15 protein-coding genes and 4 pseudogenes are annotated in these 16,281 nt (G+C 66.8%); 7 read left to right on the top strand and 12 right to left on the bottom strand.

Features of this window, described 5'->3' with window-relative positions; translation table 11 throughout:
* The 6 genes and pseudogenes from ACK4S2_RS14040 to ACK4S2_RS14015 form a co-directional block, all read left to right on the top strand.
* Window positions 1–160 (top strand): annotated as a pseudogene (locus ACK4S2_RS14040) (IS256 family transposase); the annotation flags it as partial.
* A gap of 44 nt (window positions 161–204) precedes the next feature.
* The gene (locus tag ACK4S2_RS14035) at window positions 205–960 is read left to right on the top strand and encodes a bifunctional DNA primase/polymerase (RefSeq protein WP_409625618.1); all 756 of its coding nucleotides are present in this window, start codon (window positions 205–207) and stop codon (window positions 958–960) included.
* Between the two features lie 6 nt (window positions 961–966).
* Window positions 967–1,200 carry a hypothetical protein gene (locus tag ACK4S2_RS14030; RefSeq protein WP_409625615.1) on the top strand — a complete coding sequence of 78 codons (234 nt, stop codon included), beginning with the start codon at window positions 967–969 and terminating at the stop codon, window positions 1,198–1,200.
* 133 nt (window positions 1,201–1,333) lie between these two features.
* Entirely contained in the window at window positions 1,334–1,519 is a 186-nt protein-coding gene (locus ACK4S2_RS14025) for a YjzC family protein (RefSeq protein WP_409625612.1), read from the top strand.
* Between the two features lie 158 nt (window positions 1,520–1,677).
* Complete coding sequence (locus ACK4S2_RS14020) at window positions 1,678–3,483, top strand: site-specific DNA-methyltransferase (RefSeq protein WP_409625609.1); 1,806 nt, start codon at window positions 1,678–1,680, stop codon at window positions 3,481–3,483.
* Entirely contained in the window at window positions 3,484–6,081 is a 2,598-nt protein-coding gene (locus ACK4S2_RS14015; protein ID WP_409625606.1) for a DEAD/DEAH box helicase, read from the top strand.
* 1 nt (window position 6,082) lies between these two features.
* Here ACK4S2_RS14015 and ACK4S2_RS14010 read toward each other — a convergent pair whose 3' ends face one another.
* Window positions 6,083–6,652 (bottom strand): recombinase family protein, encoded by a 570-nt coding sequence (locus ACK4S2_RS14010; protein WP_409625603.1) that lies wholly within the window; start codon window positions 6,650–6,652, stop codon window positions 6,083–6,085.
* Between the two features lie 820 nt (window positions 6,653–7,472).
* Here ACK4S2_RS14010 and ACK4S2_RS14005 point away from each other — a divergent pair.
* A pseudogene (locus ACK4S2_RS14005) lies at window positions 7,473–8,157 on the top strand (transposase); the annotation flags it as partial.
* 246 nt (window positions 8,158–8,403) lie between these two features.
* Here the strand turns inward: ACK4S2_RS14005 and cas2e are convergent.
* From cas2e to ACK4S2_RS13950, 11 genes and pseudogenes are all read right to left on the bottom strand, one after another.
* Window positions 8,404–8,598 (bottom strand): annotated as a pseudogene (gene cas2e, locus ACK4S2_RS14000) (type I-E CRISPR-associated endoribonuclease Cas2e); the annotation flags it as partial.
* A 139-nt stretch (window positions 8,599–8,737) separates the two neighbouring features.
* A pseudogene (gene cas1e, locus ACK4S2_RS13995) lies at window positions 8,738–9,520 on the bottom strand (type I-E CRISPR-associated endonuclease Cas1e); the annotation flags it as partial.
* Window positions 9,521–9,533: 13 nt separating this feature from the next.
* Window positions 9,534–9,833, bottom strand: coding sequence for a CcdB family protein (locus tag ACK4S2_RS13990; protein ID WP_409625600.1), 300 nt, complete (start codon window positions 9,831–9,833; stop codon window positions 9,534–9,536).
* Window positions 9,833–10,060, bottom strand: coding sequence for a type II toxin-antitoxin system CcdA family antitoxin (locus ACK4S2_RS13985; RefSeq protein WP_409625597.1), 228 nt, complete (start codon window positions 10,058–10,060; stop codon window positions 9,833–9,835). The genes ACK4S2_RS13990 and ACK4S2_RS13985 overlap by 1 nt, the downstream gene beginning before the upstream one ends.
* 48 nt (window positions 10,061–10,108) lie before the next feature.
* Window positions 10,109–10,777 (bottom strand): type I-E CRISPR-associated protein Cas6/Cse3/CasE, encoded by a 669-nt coding sequence (gene cas6e, locus ACK4S2_RS13980; RefSeq protein WP_409625624.1) that lies wholly within the window; start codon window positions 10,775–10,777, stop codon window positions 10,109–10,111.
* Window positions 10,774–12,639: a DUF262 domain-containing protein gene (locus tag ACK4S2_RS13975; RefSeq protein WP_409625594.1), complete on the bottom strand. Its 1,866-nt coding sequence runs from the start codon at window positions 12,637–12,639 to the stop codon at window positions 10,774–10,776. Before ACK4S2_RS13975 ends, cas6e begins: the two co-directional genes overlap by 4 nt.
* On the bottom strand, window positions 12,636–13,319 hold the full coding sequence (cas5e, locus tag ACK4S2_RS13970) for a type I-E CRISPR-associated protein Cas5/CasD (RefSeq protein ID WP_409625591.1): 684 nt from the start codon (window positions 13,317–13,319) through the stop codon (window positions 12,636–12,638). The genes ACK4S2_RS13975 and cas5e overlap by 4 nt, the downstream gene beginning before the upstream one ends.
* A complete protein-coding gene (cas7e, locus tag ACK4S2_RS13965; RefSeq protein WP_409625588.1) occupies window positions 13,312–14,385 on the bottom strand; it encodes a type I-E CRISPR-associated protein Cas7/Cse4/CasC in 1,074 nt (357 codons plus the stop codon). The genes cas5e and cas7e overlap by 8 nt, the downstream gene beginning before the upstream one ends.
* Complete coding sequence (gene casB / locus ACK4S2_RS13960) at window positions 14,382–14,678, bottom strand: type I-E CRISPR-associated protein Cse2/CasB (protein ID WP_409625621.1); 297 nt, start codon at window positions 14,676–14,678, stop codon at window positions 14,382–14,384. The genes cas7e and casB overlap by 4 nt, the downstream gene beginning before the upstream one ends.
* A complete protein-coding gene (gene casA, locus ACK4S2_RS13955) occupies window positions 14,591–15,841 on the bottom strand; it encodes a type I-E CRISPR-associated protein Cse1/CasA (protein WP_409625585.1) in 1,251 nt (416 codons plus the stop codon). Before casA ends, casB begins: the two co-directional genes overlap by 88 nt.
* On the bottom strand, window positions 15,831–16,281 hold a 451-nt coding region (locus ACK4S2_RS13950), incomplete at its 5' end, for a hypothetical protein (RefSeq protein WP_409625583.1). The genes casA and ACK4S2_RS13950, both read right to left, overlap by 11 nt.

Raw genomic sequence — 16,281 nt, 5'->3', positions numbered from 1 at the left:
CCCGAACGACGCCTCGATCATGCGCCTGATCGGCGCTGTGCTGTTCGAGCAGAACGACGAATGGCAGACCTCGAGCCGCTACATGATGGTCGAAGCCTTCGCTCAGATCGACAAGGAGGAGTTCGACCCCATTCTCACTATAACCACGAAAGCCGCCTGATCATGCCCTCAGGCCATCCAGGAATTTACACCAGCTTCACGGACGTGACCCAGCCGTCGCAGATCGGCGGGGACTTCCTGCACCTGGTCGACCTCGACATTCGGGACGCCAGCAAGGCCGGGGAAGCTTGGGCGGCGCTTCTGGTGCTGTGGCCTGCCGCCAGGGGCTTCCCTTCTGTGGTGAGTGGCAGCGGCGGGCAGTCGCGGCATCTTTACTTCCTGTCCCCCGTGGCGATGCCCAAACGCAACCTTGTGAAGTCACCTGACTTCATCACCATCGGCGGGAAGCGCAAGCGGGCATGGGAAATTGACCTGATGGGGACCGGTTCGCAAGATGTCCTGCCGCCCTCGATCCACCCGGACACCGGGCAGCCCTATCGCTGGGAACGCCCCTTGGAACTGGGTTTGGGCATGTGGATCGAACACCAGACGCTGGCACGTTTCGGGGCAGAAGCCTTGGGTGCGGCCGTGATGCGGAAGGTTCAATCATCACCTGCGACCGTGCATCGCTTTCGCCGGGTCATCGGTTGCAGCGTGCTTGCCCCTTGGAAAGGTGAGCCGGCTGAACCCGACGCGAACGCGGGAAATGGAGCTTGGGTTCAGCATTTTAATACGCCTTTCCAGTGCCTTGCACCGGCAGAGAACCCAGTGAACCCATGCAGACCCACCAAAACCCTTGGCCATGGAACGGCAGCGGTGGGGCCGGAAGGGCGGGCTGCGCGTCTCGGGCGGCAATATAGGAAACGGGGGTTCACCGGGTTCACCATCGGGCGCAATCACGCCACCCGCACAGCGGAGTAACGCAGCATGACCTTCATCGAATACCTGCGCATGCCCCAGTCCTGGGAACCCGAATTTGCATCCTTCGTGACGGACGCGCTGGGCGACCTCCAACTCTCCGACCTGACCGAGTGGGACCAGTTGCAGCGGTATCTTCTGCGCCGTGGCCAAGGCCATGCGATCGTGGCAGCGCGTCTGGTTTGGGCAGGGTATCGCGCAAAGCTGCGGCGGGACCGCAAGCGCAAGACCAAGGCGGCGTGAACATCAGGCATTTCGGCTTGGGCCTTCTACATTTTGGGGCAAGAAGATTCCCAAACACAGCCTATTGAACTGCCCCCAACATTTCCCATCTGGGATTTCAGCGCCGCTGCGCTGGCAAGGGGGTGCTTTGAGAATGACGAAGAAGCCCGGTGACACCACCGGCCGGAACGGCGGAAGCTGGCAGGAAGTCGGGCTGCGGGGCGGAGAGAAGCCGAACTATGCGACCGTGCCCGACAACACGCGCCTGCCGCCGACCACCAAGCCCGGTCACGAGTGGAAGCCGGTTCAGCGCACGCCCGACAGCAAACGCGGAGGGTGACGCGCTGACCTGAGAAACGCCTGTCCAAGGCTGCCTTGGGCAGGCATTCCCGGTGGATGCCTGTCGCGCCCCTGGTCCACCCGCCGTGCCGGTTTCGGCTTGCCGAGCGGCGGCGGGAAATGGTCTAACGGGGCAAAGACGGCACAAGGGGGCGGGCGATGACGGAACTGCTGTTCAAGGGCAAGGAATTCGTTTGGAACCACCACCTTGCCGTGCCGTTCCGCCCCTTGGTGATGCACCCAGACAAGGGCATCGGCGCGCCGCGGCTGGACGGCAACCTGATCGTGCAGGGCGACAACCTGCATGCGCTGAAGGCGCTGTTGCCGATGTATGCGGGAAAGGTGGACTGCATCTTCATCGACCCGCCCTACAATACGGGGAATGAGGGCTGGGCCTACAACGACGCCGTGAACGCGCCGATGATCCGCGAATGGCTGGACGCCAACCCCATCGGCATCGAGGACGGCCTGCGCCACGACAAATGGTGCGCGATGATGTGGCCAAGGCTGCGGTTGCTGCATGAGTTGCTGAGCGAGACGGGCAGCATATGGATCACGCTGGATGACAACGAGGTGCATCGGGCGCGGTCAATGCTGGACGAGATATTTGGCGAGGATAATTTTGTTGCAGCTTGCATTTGGCAAAAGGTGTTCTCCCCGAAGAATACAGCACAATACTTCTCCGAAGATCATGATTATGTGCTTGTTTACGCAAAGGACAAATTTTCTTGGCGACCCAATCTTCTGGAACGCACCGAAGAAATGGAAGCACGATATACAAACCCTGACAATGATCCAAGAGGGCCTTGGACTTCCGGGGATTTGTCGGCCAGAAACTATTATGGAGACGGAACCTACGCCATAACAACACCAAAAGGCAGGGTTATCCCCGGTCCTCCGACAGGAATGTATTGGCGAGTATCTGAGGCCAATTTTCATCGACTAGATACCGAAGGTCGAATTTGGTGGGGCGCTGACCAAGACAACCAACCGCGCCTGAAGCGATACTTGACTGACGTCAAGAATGGGCGGGTCCCTCAAACACTTTGGTTCTACGACGAAGTGGGCCACACGCAAGATGCCAAGAAACAACTTCTAGCAGCTCTAAATTTCGACTCCTCAGACGATGTTTTCGTGACGCCGAAGCCGCTAGGCGTGATCCAGAAGGTGTTAGATTTGGCAACAAACCCCGACTCCCTCATCCTCGATTCCTTCGCCGGGTCCGGCACCACCGCCCATGCCGTGCTGGAGGCCAACAGGCGCGACGGCGGCAACCGGCGCTTCATCCTGGTGGAGATGGAAGATTATGCCGACCGGCTGACAGCCGAGCGGGTGCGGCGGGTCATGGGCGGCTATGCCTTTACCGGCACGCAGCGCACCGAACTGCTGCGCGAAAGCCTGACCTGGACCAAGCTGCAAGCTGCCTCTCGCCTGACCGAACAGGTGGAAAAGATCGAAAACCTGCACGGCCACGAATACGACCGCATCACCAAGCAGGTGAAGGACGGCGCGCTGATCGTCACCGGCGAAAAGGCGGTGGCGGACCGGGCCGAGGGGCTGGGGGGCGAATTCACCTATTGCACCCTAGGCGCGCCGGTGGAACTGGACGCGATCCTGCAAGGCGCGGACCTGCCGTCCTTTGCGTCCCTTGCGGGCGTGCTGTTCCACATGGCGACCTCGCAGCCCGTGGACCCCGCGCAGATGGACGAGGGGCGCGGCTATGTCGGCCATGCGGGCGGCGCGCATGTCTGGCTGATCTACCGCCCCGATCTGGACTGGCTGAAATCCCCCGCCGCCGCGCTGACGCTGAGTTACGCGCGGGAGCGCGCCGCCGAACACCCCGGCGACCGGCACCTTGTCTTTGCCCCGGCGCGGCATGTGTCGCAGCGCCTCCTGGATGCCGAGGGGCTGGCGGTGGAGTTTGTCCCCCTGCCCTTTGCGCTCTACCGGCTGGAGCGGGCGTAGATGCGCACGCTGGATTATCAGGTCCGGGTGCTGGACACGCTGGATGCCTGGCTTGGTGTTCTCAAGACCGAGAAAGAGCGGGCCGACCGCCGCGCCCGTGTCATTGCCGAACTGGGCGATGATGCCGAGGGGATGGAGTTTCCCGATTTCACCTTGAAGGCATGGGAGGCGATGAAGGACCGCTTGCCCGCCTCCCGCGCGAATATTCCCTTTTCCCCGCGCAAGGATGGCATCGGGCGGCCGGTGCCAAATGCCACGCTGAAGGTGCCCACGGGCGGCGGCAAGACCTGGCTGGCGGTCAATGCCGTCAGCCGGATCATGGGGCGGTATCTGGGCAGGAACTCCGGCTTTGTCCTGTGGATCGTGCCGAACGAGGCGATCTATGCCCAGACGCTGAAGCACCTGAAGGACCGCCAGCACCCTTACCGGCAGGCGCTCGACCGCGCGGCGGCGGGGCGGGTGAAGGTGATGGAAAAGGGCGACCGGCTGGACGCGCGCGACGTGGCGGCGAACCTCTGCGTCATGGTGCTGATGTTGCAGGCGGCGAACCGGCAGACGCAGGAAACGCTGCGCATGTTCCGCGACCGGGGCGACGTGCACGGGTTCTTTCCGCCCGAGGGCGATCAGGCGGCGCATGCCCGCGAACTGGCGGCCGTGCCGAACCTGGACGGCTACACCGGCATGTTCCCGATGGTGAAGGACTCGCTTGGCAATGCCTTGCGCAAGATCAGGCCGGTTGTGGTGCTGGACGAGGGGCAGAAGGCCACGTCCGAACTGGCGCATGACACGCTTTACGGGTTCAACCCGATCTTCGTGCTGGAACTGACCGCCACGCCCAAGGATGTGCGCACCCGCGCCGGGGGCACGCGGCACGCCAACCTGCTGGTCGAGGTGACGGGGCGCGAGTTGCATGCCGAGGACATGATCAAGATGCCGCTGAACCTGGACCCGCGGCAGGGCGCCGACTGGCGCGGCACGCTGACGGCGGCGCTGGGGCGGCTGAACGATGTGCAGGCGGCGGCGCTGGCCTATGGGGCCGACAAGGGCGCGCAGGGCTATATCCGCCCGATCATGCTGGTGCAGGTGGAACGCACCGGCAAGGATCAGCGCGACGGGCTGCACATCCATGCCGAGGACGTGAAGGAATGGCTGCTGGCCGCAGGGCTGGACGCGGCCGAGGTGGCGATCAAGACCGCCGAACAGAACGATCTGACCCAGCCCGAGAACCTGGACCTTCTGTCGCCCACCAACCGCGTGCGGGTGATCGTGACCAAGGCCGCGCTGCAAGAGGGTTGGGATTGCCCCTTCGCCTATGTGCTGTGTTCGCTGGCGGCGGCCTCGAACCTGTCGGCCATGACGCAGCTTGTGGGCCGTATCCTGCGCCAGCCGCACGCGCTGAAAACCGGCGTGGCGGCGCTGGACGAATGCTATGTGGTCACGCATCACGCCGCAACGCAGGCGGTGGTGGAGGCGATCAAGGCGGGCCTCGAAAAGGACGGGCTGGCCGATCTGGTGATCGAGGTGCCGCAAGGCGGGGCCAATGGCACCCCCGGCACGGCGCGGCGGGTGGAACGGCGGGCGGACTTCCGCAACCTGCAAATCTACCTGCCGCGCGTGCTGCGGGTGGAGGGCGACGCGGTGCGCGACCTCGATTACGAGACCGACATTCTGGCGGGCATCGACTGGCGCGATTTCTCCCCCGCCGCCGTGGCGGCCGAGATACCGGACAACCCCGCGCAGGCGGCCGCGCAGTTGCAGCGCATCGCCCTGACCGATGCCGGGGCGGACGAGTATTTCCGGGGCGAGGCGGTGGCGGCGGCGGCGGAAACCCTGCGCTTCGATCCCACATACGCGGTGCGGGTGATCTCCGATCTGGTGCCCAACCCCTTCGTCGCGCGCGGGATCGTGGCCGACCTGGTGGCGGGGCTGGAAGCGCGCGGCTTCGATGCCGCCAGGCTGGGCGCAGCATCAGGCGTCATCATCGACCGGCTGCGGCTGGCCCTGACCAAGGAACGCGATGCGCGGGCCGAAGCCCTGTTCCGCGCGGCGGTCAAGGCGGGCGACATTCAATTCCGCCTGCGCCTCGACGGTCACAACTGGCAGATGCCCGACCACATGCTGACCCTGGAGGCGGCGAATGCGCCGCATCTGACGGGTGGCGACGGCGGCGCGCTGACCCGCAGCCTGTTTTCCCCGGTGTTCCGTAACGAGTTGAACGGGCAGGAACAGAACGTGGCGGTGCATCTGGACGGGGACGCCACGGTGAAGTGGTGGCATCGCAACGTGGCCAAGGCAGGCTACGGCATGGGCCTGCAAGGCTGGAAGCGCGGGCGCATCTACCCGGACTTCATCTTTGCCACGGGCGGCAACGCAGGCGCTGGGCGGATCGTGGTGCTGGAAACCAAGGGCGACCACCTGCAAAACCCCGACACCGATTACAAGCGCGACGTGCTGGACTTCCTGACGCAGAACTTCTCCTGGGATCAGGCGGTGCCAGCGGGGCAGCTACAGATTGCGATGACCGGCGAGACGGTGGAATGCGCGCTGGTGCTGATGGAGGACGTTCCGGCAAGGCTACCGGCGCTTCTGGCACGGTGACTCAGGACGCCTCTCGCAGGTAGCGATAGACGCTGGACCGGGCTACGCCCGGCGCCTTGGCAATGGCCGTGGGGGTCATGCCCTTGGCGCGCAGGGCGTTCACCTTCTCGCCTTCAATCGTCGCGGGCCTGCCCTTGAAGGGGGAGCCTACGCCCTTGGCCAGTGCCGCGCCAATGCCTTCGCGTTGACGCGCCTTTCGGATTTCGGTTTCGAACTCTGCCACGGCGGACAGCATGGTGAAGAACATTCGCCCTTCCGGCGTCGTGGTATCAATGGCCTGTTCCAAGACCCGCAGGCCGACGCCCTTTGAAGTCAGAGTGTGGGCGATGTTGTGCAGGTCGCGAGTCGACCGCGCCAGGCGATCGAGGCGCGTCACAACAAGCGTGTCGCCCTTGCGGATGCCGCGCGTCAGAAGATCGTCCAGCGCCTGCCTGCCGTCGCGCTTCGTCCCGCTGGCCTTCTCGCTGTAAAGGTGTTCGTCGCTGACACCCGCCGCCTTCAACGCGGCAACCTGCACGTCCAGCTTCTGCCCAACCGACGAAACCCGCGCATACCCGATCAACTCGCCCATACCTGTCCCCTTGTGTCCCGATAGACTGTCCGATTATTCGGTAGCGTCCGAAAAATGATTCCGCAGGTCTATTCGGACAGTTTCGGGCGACTTTCGAGCGTCCCGCCCGAGTATCCTCAAATCGGACGGCCCGCCGCTCTCTGATGGGCTACAGGGCAAGATGGAACAGGACGCATCATCGGCCCTACCCCATCTTGGCTTTGGGTCCTTCCTGGGGCGGGGCTATGTCGGGCGGGGACGCCGACCCGCGAAGATCGCGCGATTTCGATTTTCGGGCAGCAAGATTGGCCCCAGTATTGCAGAAATTCTGCACAGGCTGACCAGTATCGGATCAGGGCAACCGCAGGGGTGGCACTTGGAAAGGGACCCATGATCGCCCCCAGCCCAGCGCGCGCGGCGTGACAGAAGATCGGCTGTGGTCTATCTTGTGGCGGGCCGAACCTGTGTCGGCAGGGCAACAGGGCACGAAAATTGCGCACAGTCCATCTGAATCGTGGGTATACTCGGGGGTAGATGCGCCTCGTTTCCGTTTGATTTCAAAGGTCTACCAGAGCGGTACCCGCCTCCAAACATTTCCAATGACTTAGCCGAAAAATTCCGCGCCTTCGGGCGGGCATTTTGCAAGACGTTCCGCAAATCCGTTCACGCTCTCCCCCCCCGTTTCGCTGCGGTCAGGGCCGCCAGAAGGGTGTCGGATTCGCCGGGGCGCCATGCGCGCACAGTGTTCAATGACGTTCTGCGCATGGTGCAACCCCCAGCCCGTGACGGACGCAATCTGCGCGAGAGTCAGGCCCGCATTCAACAGTGTGGCGGCTGTGCCGCGCGCATCCGGGAGGCCTGTGTTCAAGGCATCCCGACGCTGTTCGTCGATGACCTGGTCAAGGCGATGGGCCTGTCGGGGATCAGCAAGAGCCAGGTGTCGCGGCTCTGCAAGGAGATCGACGGCAAGCCGAAAGCCTTTCTGAACCGTCCCCTCGGAGGCGACTGGCGTTCGCCATTGTCCTCGGACCAATGGCGGACAATGGCTGGCCCGTGGATCGACGCCACCTGCCTCAAGGTCCGGCGTGGCGGGCGGATCGTGTCGGTCGCCGCGATCATCGCCATCGGCGTGAACACCGACGGGTGGCGCGAGGGTCTGGGTCTGGACATCGGCACATCCGAGGCCGAGCCGATCTGGACGGGGTTGCCTCACGCAAGCTGACCCGCCGGGGATTGCGCGGGGTCAACCTCGTCATCAGCGACGCCCACGAGGGCATCAAGGCGGCCGTCTCGAAGGTTCTCAGCGCCCCCTGGCAGCGGTGCCGCGTCCATTTCCAGCGCAAGGCCCTTGCCCATGCCGGGAAGGGCGGCGCGTCGTCTCCGCCTTCATCGCCACCGCCTTTGCCCAGGACACCGCCGTGGCCGAGCAGAGCCGGCCCAAGGTGCCCAGGCTGGCCCGCGCCAAGCACCAAGGTGACGATCAGCACCCGCTACACCACTCAACGGGACAGCATCGTATACACCCCGGGACGGCGCACATCGGCCAACGGTTCATCCCCGCGTGGGCGGGGAACGCTCTTGCTGCAGCGCATTGATGCACCAAGGGAATTCGGTTGTCAAAAAGCCTACCGGGTTTCCGGGTCTTTCGGGCCCTTTTTCGTCGCCTGTCCGGGGCGGGTCGAATTGGGGTGGTCCGGCGGGTAGAAGCTGACCAGTTTCAGCCCGTCGAAGTCAACCGGCATCCGGCGGTTGCGGCCCGTGGTGGCGAAGTCGAAGCCCTGGTCGGTGGGGGCTTTCCAGACCATGACGGCGTCGCCGTCCTCGATCCAGGCGCAGACCTGATCCCGGATGCTTTCGGGGGTGCGGGCGGAATAGTCGCCGACATAGACCCCGGCGCGGATCTCCAAGAGCCACACGCCCAACCGCCCGCGCAAGCGGGGTGGCACGTTGGTCAGCACCACGACCATCATGGCCCGTCCTCGGGGTCTGCAAAGGCAGGCCCGCGGCCTCGGGCGGGGGCGGGGGTTCGGGCAGCTCGCCCGCGGCCAGCACCTCCTCGATCTGCGGGATGATCCGCGCCAGCAGGCCCGAGCGGCGGAAGGCATCGCGGCAAGCGTGGCGGACGGCAGGTTCGGGCGGCATGGTCAGCTTGCCCTTCGCGGCCAGACCCGCGATGCGGAATGCCTCGGACACCACGGTCTGCAGCTTCCACAGATCGGCGATGTCGTAGACGAAGCTCAGCGACTTGCCGGTGTGCAGAAAGCCGATGGCAGGGGAATAGCCGGCGGCCAGCACCGCGGCCTCGCACAGCCCGTGCAGGCAGGCGGTGGCGGCCGACAGGCAGCGGTTGGGGGTATCGGCGGCCTCCCATTCCCCCGGGTCATACGCGCCGCGCGCCCAGTGCACCCCGTGGTGGCGGGCGGGCAGGGCATAGGTTTCGCGCACGCGCACGCCTTCGATGCTGCGCAGCTGGTCGATGGAGCGGCGCTGCGGTGCGGCCTCGCCAAAGCGGATCTCGTACATCCGGCGCACCACGCGCAGGCGCGCCGCCTCGTCCAGCGCGATCTGCGCCTGCCAGAGCAGCCGGTCGGCGCGTTCGCCGCCCGGACGGCCGGCGGAATACAGCCGCACCGCTCCTTCGCCGACCCAGAGCAGAAGCGTGCCCGCCTGCGCCGCCTGCGCCGCCGCCCGATGGCTGACCCGTGTGCCCGGTTCCAGCATCAGGCAGGCGATGCCGCCGACCGGAATGACCGTGCGCACCCCTTCGGCATCGATGGCGACAAAGCAGCCGTCCTCGACATGCAGTTGCGCCTGTTCCACGAACACCAGCGCCGCGCGGTCGTTCAGCGGGATGGGGCGCGGGGGCGGCAAGCCGGGAGTTTCGGACATCCGCCGCCCTCTCTCAGACCCCGGTCAGAAGCATATCCAGCGCGCCCATGATCGCATCGCCCTGCCCGGCCAGGCTGACCGGCGCGCCCGTCAGCATCGCGGCCGGCACAGCCGACAGGAACTGCGTGACCATCACATGCTCGGCCCCGGCAACCGCCAGCACCGGGTTCAGCCGTGCCGCGGGCAAGGGCGCGCGGTTGCGCGGCAGCAGCGGCACCACCACGCGGGTGTTCAGGCCGCGCAGCAGGTCGGCCTGCACCTGCAGCAACCACCCTTCCCCATCGGGGTCAGGCCAGGCATCGAAGCGCGCCATCAGAACGGACGGTGGCGCGACAGCGGCAGGCCGTTCGCCTCGACCCAGGCGTTGGAACTGGCCAGCGCGGCGGCGTTCTCGGCCTGCCAGCGGGCGGCCTTCGCCTCGGCCACTGCCGCGCGCAGCCCCTGCTCGGCGGCCGCCGACAGGTTCAGGCCCAGCCCACGCGCTTCTTCGAGCAAGGCGGCATCCAGCGTCAGGTTGGCAGCCTTGCGAACGGCACCCATGGGAAAGCTCCATACATCATACGCAGGATACATGCGCATTCCATCCGGTCAAGCCCGGCAGATCAGCATCAGCCCGCAGCCAAAGGCCTTGGCCCGGCCGACGCCCTGCACCAGCTTCGGCAGGAACAGCGCCGGGTCGGTAACCTCGATCACCCCTTCCAGATCCAACACACCGAACCGCGGGCGCCGCTGGCCCTGCCCCGGCGGTTCCACCACGCGATAGGCGGTGACATCGGCCCGCAGCATGGTAAACCCCGCCCGCGCCCCCTGCCCTGTCAGCCAGGCCGCCCCGGCCTCCTGCGCGAGGTCCATCCGGGTCTCGGCTCGGTCCCCGGCAGGCAAGCCATGAAGCGCCTCCATAACCACATCGCGGTGGCGCTTTTTCCCGTCCGCCACGGTCACCGTCCGGGTTGCATCGGCGCGCAACAGGAACGCCAGCCGGTCGCCCGCCGCCAGCGCCGGGGCAAAGCCCGTCACCTCCGGCTCCTCGAACAAGGGCGAGGGTTTCGGCGGCTGGGCCGAGAGCACCAGGAACTGCCGCTGCCCCATCTCGCGCCACAGGAAATCCCGCCGCGCCGCCGCGCCGCCGGCAAAGGCCGACCAGATCAAGCGGTGCTGCGCATCCATCCGCCGCCCGTCGTGGTCGGGGTTCAGCAACCGGCCCAGGGCAGCCACAACGGAGGCCTGCCGCAGCACAAGGCGCGAAAGAAACGTCAGGCGGCCTCCTCCTCGGGCGGTGCGGTGGCTTCGGGCTCGGTCGGGGCCAGGGGCGCGGCGGCAACCGCCAGCCCCATGGCCCTGGCGGCCAGCCCTGCCAGCCGCGCCTTGCGATCGGCAATGAACCCCGCAAAATCGTTTTGACGCAGCAGGTCCGGGTCGATCAGGTGGCTGCGCAGGATGCTGTTTATCTGGCCAAACGTCAGCCCATGCTGCGCCTCGATCCGATTCAGATAGACCGATGGCGCGTCGCCGCCGATGGCGCGGTTGCTGGCCGCCGTCAGCGGGGTCTTGTTCAGGATGGTGTCATAGCGCGCCACGTCGATGCCCTGATCCTCGCACCACTTCCGCGGGAAAATATGGTGCACGTCCATCGGGTCGTTGCCGAAGGTCAGGATATCCGCCCGATCCCCGGTGATGAAATCGCGCCCGCCTTCGCGCAGCAGCAGCGCCGCAAAGGCGTTGTAGGCCGCCGAAATGCGGTTGCGCAGCGTGTCCAGCCGGTCGGGGTTGAAGGTCAACAGCGGCATCCGCACCGGCTCGGGCCCACCGGCCAGCCAGGCGCTGAGATCCTCGGCATCCTTGGCCAGCTTGGATTCGGGGCTGAGCCCGTAATCCTCGGCCAGCGCGGTGCGCCAGAACCACAGGCGCAGCTTGTCCTTGGCCGCCGCCGACTGCGCCGCCTTGCCCGCAATGGCGAACACCGCCGCCAGCGTCACCCCCTGCGCCGGATAGGGCAGATCCTTGGCCCAGAGGATGCCCTGATCGTTCAGGAACCGCCCGGCTTCGCGGAACCCGTCCTCCAGCCGGTCGGCAACCGCCTTGTAGCCGCCCAGCTCCGTCTTCAGCAGCGCATCGCGGCGGCACGAGATTTGCGGCAATTCGCGCTCGGCCCGCGCCTCGGCCGCCTTGCGCGCGGCGTGGGTCAGTACCAGCGATGCGCCTTGCAGAAAGTCGAAGCCGCGCAGATGGTCGAACACCGGGTTTTCCATGCCCTTCAGGCTCGCCCCGCGCCGGATGCGCGCGCGCCGCGTTTCCCAGTCGTCGCGCAGGTTCAAGGGCTCGGCCGCCCCGGCAAAGATCGCCGTCACCAGCTCGAACGCATCCAGCTTCTTGCCGCCGACGTTGACCTTTTCGAACACCATGCATACCGCTTCGCGCGTGGTGTCCTGGCCCAGGCTGATGACCCGCATCTGATAGGCCCGCAGCGGTTCCAGCACATCCTTGCGAAACCGGCGGGCCCGTCCGGCCCGGGCGGCATCGCGGGCGCGCCAATGGTCGCGGTAATCGTCGATCCAGTCGAAGGCCGCATCCGAAAACGCCAGGTTCAACGGAAAGCACCCCTCCTCGAACTCGCGTTCGCGGTCCGACAGGTCGATCCGCAGCACCTCGTCGTGGCGCTGGCGGCTTTCGGGCACGCCCAGAACCGCCTTCTCGATATCCTCGGGGTGCTCGACCGCGGCATCGATGCGCAGGTAATAGAACCGTCGCAGATGCTGCCGTTCGCTGCGCGGCTTGCGCACCACCATCGCTTGCGGCGTCACCATCGCCCCGTAAAGCGAGGTGATGCGCTGCTGGCCATCCAGCAGCAATTCCTCGGCCGCGCCGGCGGCGCCTTCGCCGCGGGCCTTGCGCGCGGCCTCCACCCCTTGCAGCAGGCGCGGGCGAAAGTTCACCTCGCCCCCGCTGCGCAGCGTCAGCAGCGCCCCCACCGGAAAGCCCCGCAGGATCGAGGCGACCAGCATCCGCACATCCTCGTCCCCCCAAACGTAGGAGCGCTGGAAATCCGGCAGTTGCAGGCGCCCGGCATGGGCGGCGTTCAGCAGGTCGCGCAAGGGCACGGGGTTGGTCTGGAAACTCATGGCCAGCCTTCCGGTCGGCTCTCCACCGCCCGACTGTGAACCGGACGGGCAGCGAAATGCCAGCGCAAACGGTCCCGCGGCGTATCGGGGCGGGTTTCGGTCTGGCCTTCGGGGCCCGCGTCGGCAAACAGCATCCGCGCGACGGCGCCCTTGTGCCAGGGCGGCAGTTGCAGCTGCGCCAGCGCGGCCTCGGGCGTGTCGGCCTCGACCACCCGCGGGGCAACCGGGGCCGACAGCGGGCAGGACTTGCGGCCCAGATACAGTTGAAACACCGGGCGCCGCAGCGACTCGGCCAGCGTGGGCAACCCCGGCCCCGTCGCCGCCCCGCCGAACAGAACGCCCGTTCGGTAATCGCGCAAGGTGATGGTGGTGTGGGCCTCCTTGCCGGCACGCGCCAGCGCCTCGGGGCGCGCTTGCGGGCGGCGGGCCAGCGTCGTCGGCACCGTCTGCACCGTGTGATAGTCGCGCCAGGGCTGGCCGCCCTCGAACACCGCGACCAAGAGCCGGAGTGTCTCCAGCGCCGAAAAATCGCCATCCCGCCGGATGCCCTGCGCCGCCGCCATGAGGCCCAGAAGCGCCGAGCGCCCCGGCCAGCCCCAGGACCCGCGCCGTTCGTGCCCGGCCACATCGCCGAAACTGGCGATGGTGGCGGCCAGCGTGAACACCAGATGCTCAGCCATGCGCCGCCGCCGCGGCAAAGGCGGCCAGGTCGGCCAGCGTGCCCTGCCCTTCGGGCACGTTCAGCACCATGACCGCATCGCAGGCCGGGCCATAGCAATGGTCCAGCTTGCCCGCCATCTCCTCCAGCGCCGAAATCCAGGCGCGCACACCATCATTATCGTTCGCGCGCAGGTCCACTGGCTTGAAGAACGCCCCCGACAGGTCGCGCGGCTGCGCACTGCCCCGTTCCAACCGGATGTAATGCGCCCGCGGATGGTGGCCGAAGCTGTTCTGCTTGCCTTTGGGCGTGGCCGTGGCCAGCGCACATGCCAGCGCTTCCAGCCCCTTGGCTGCAAGGGCATGGTCGCCGCACAGGTTTTCGACCAGCAGCTCGACGTTGACGCAGGCATAAAGGTAATAGATGCCCGAACCGAAGCCGGTTTCGCCCAGGTGGCCGGCGCCGGCATCCTCCTCTCGGGTCTTCAGATCGTCCACGGCGGAATACCAGTCGTCCTCGACCAGGGCGCGATGGGTGGTGATGGCATGTCCCACCTGCACCGCCGCCTCGCGGTTGAAATCCGGGCCTTCGGCCAGCATCCGGCCGAACATAGCAATGTCCACCGCCCCGTCGGCGCGGCGCAGCACCAGCTTTTTCAGCTCCTTCGTATCGAGCTTTTCGCCCGCCGTCAGCCGTTCGGCCAGATCGTGCGCGAACCGCCATTCGTCGGGCGACACGAAGGCCAACGTGGTGGTCAGCGGCGGCTTGCCATCCTTTTCCGCCTCCAGCTTGGAAAACACATTCGCCACGGTCGCCGCCGCCGACCGGGCATTCGCCCCGTCGATGCCCTTGGCGAACAGGTGCTTTTCCACCTCCTCGGCGATGCGCTTGGTGCGGGTGCCGACATGGCCGGCCAGGTTTTGCCGGAAATAGGCGGTTTCCCGCACCGCCCGCTTGATCGACTGCGACGACAGCCGCAGCCGCGGCTGCCCGCCGACCATCGCCTGCTTGGGCCGGCCCTGATCGTCGCGGTTCGGGTTGGATGGCGGATCGGGCGTCAGCAAATGGAATTGCACAAAGGTCGTCATCCGGCTTTCTCCTCGGAAATCGCGGGCGCTTCGTCCAGCGAGCCGCCGAAATAGTCGAAACACCATTGCGCGCGGATCCGGTCGCCCGCCTCGGGGCGATCCCAGGCCAGCAGGTCGCCGGCCAGCCGCGCCACATCGCAGCGCCGGTCGGCCATGACGATCGCGCGGCGCAGTTGGACGGTGAACTCGTCGCCCTCCACCCGCATCAGGCGCCGAAACCGCAACGACGAGAGCACGCCTGCCAGCCGCCGTGCCAGGCTGTCCCGGTCGTCCGCCCGCAGATCGGCCAGCACCTGCACCAGCCGCACCAGCTACGGCGCCCCCCCCCGCGCCCATCCCCAGCCGCCGCGCCAGCGCCTGCACCGCGGGTTCCGTCAGCGTGTCCAGCGCATCGGCCCGCCGCAGCCGCGCCGCGCAAGGCCACCGCCAGCACCTCGGCCGCCTCGATCATGCCCTGCAGCCGGTCGGCCTGATCGTCGGGCAGGTCCAGCAAGGGCGCGCAGGAAAAGGTGAAATCGCGCGGCTTCATGTTGTCCATCGCCCAGCCGGCCACGATCACATACGCCCGCCCAGGCGACCGCGCCTCCCACCCATCCACCACCTTCGCCCGTTCCGCCAGCCCGTCGGCCGAGCGCCGCGCCGCCCCCACGCCCAGCCAGTTGCTATAGCCGAAGGCCCCGGCCCGCGGACGCCGGGGCAACAGCTCAGCCCCCGGCTTCTGCCGGTAATAGGGCGTCAGGGGATGCACCCAGCCGGCGTAATTCGCGCCCCAGGGGCGCTGCACCACACCGGAAATCCCGCCCGCCCCGACCACCAGCCGCAACCGCCGCGGTATGCCGAAAAACGCCTGCACCGCCAGAACCTGATCGTGAAACACCTGCTGGCCCTTGTCGGACACCCGCGCCGGGTGCATCCAGGCCAGCGCCTCGGCGCCCGCCGGCGCGCCATCCGGCACATTCGCCCAGACCAGCGACCAAAGCCCTTCGCCCGGGTCCACCAGCGTCACCATCGGCCCGCCCCGGCGCATCGAGGTGCGGTTGCCCGCCCCGCCTTTGGGCGCGTGCGCCTGCAAGGCAAACAGCGCCATCGCCGCCAGCGCCGGCGGCAAGACCGGGTAGCGATCACGCTTGACCAGAAGATCGGCATTGTTCTTCACCGTCTGGCCACCCGCGCTGTCGATGAACAGCATGTCGGGGCCATTGGGACCGTTCTCGCCGGTCTCGAACGCCTCAAGATCCTGCATGAACCTCGGGCCATCGCCCATCAGCTCGAACGCAGGCGCATAGGGTTCCAGCGCGGCGCGCAACCGCGCGGGGTCGGGGCGGCGGCGGGCGCGCCAGTCGCCTGCACCGCGGGGCGGATCGGCCAGGAACACCAGCCCGATCAGCAGTTCCAGACAGGCGATGTTCAGGTCGGGTCGCGGCCAGTCGGGAGATGCCAGCCCGTCATCCGCCATCTGCCATCTGCCAGGGCGCGATCACCGACCGGCTGCCATCCTTGTGCAGGACGGGAATCCATGCATTGGAAATCAGGTTCAGCATGCCGCACCCGGTACAACCTGCACGAAGGATAGTGGCGCCCCAAAACCCGCGCCAAGCGAAAATCAGACCGAATTCCGGGTCATAGCTCAGACCATGACAGATTTTGTCGCACTCGACCGCCACGAACCGGCGCGAGGAAACCAGCCAATCCGGCAGCCCCGCTGGCGGCGCGCTGTCGGGCAAGGGCAGCCGCCCCAGCCGCGCGGCGCTGGCAGAAACCTCGGACAGGTGCGCGGCCTCTAGCAGGCTGCTGAAGAAGTCCACGAGGCGGAACAGTTTTCCCTCTGTTTGGGCGGCAGCGGTGAGCGTCGTGCTGGTCGAGGCGAGGTATGGGTGCCCGATGCCACCCCTCGTC

Origin of the sequence: Gemmobacter sp. (genome assembly GCF_046292685.1) — a bacterium.
Lineage (GTDB): Bacteria > Pseudomonadota > Alphaproteobacteria > Rhodobacterales > Rhodobacteraceae > Wagnerdoeblera.
Note: the sequence above shows the minus strand (reverse complement) of the source record. Positions and strands in the feature narration are given on the sequence as shown.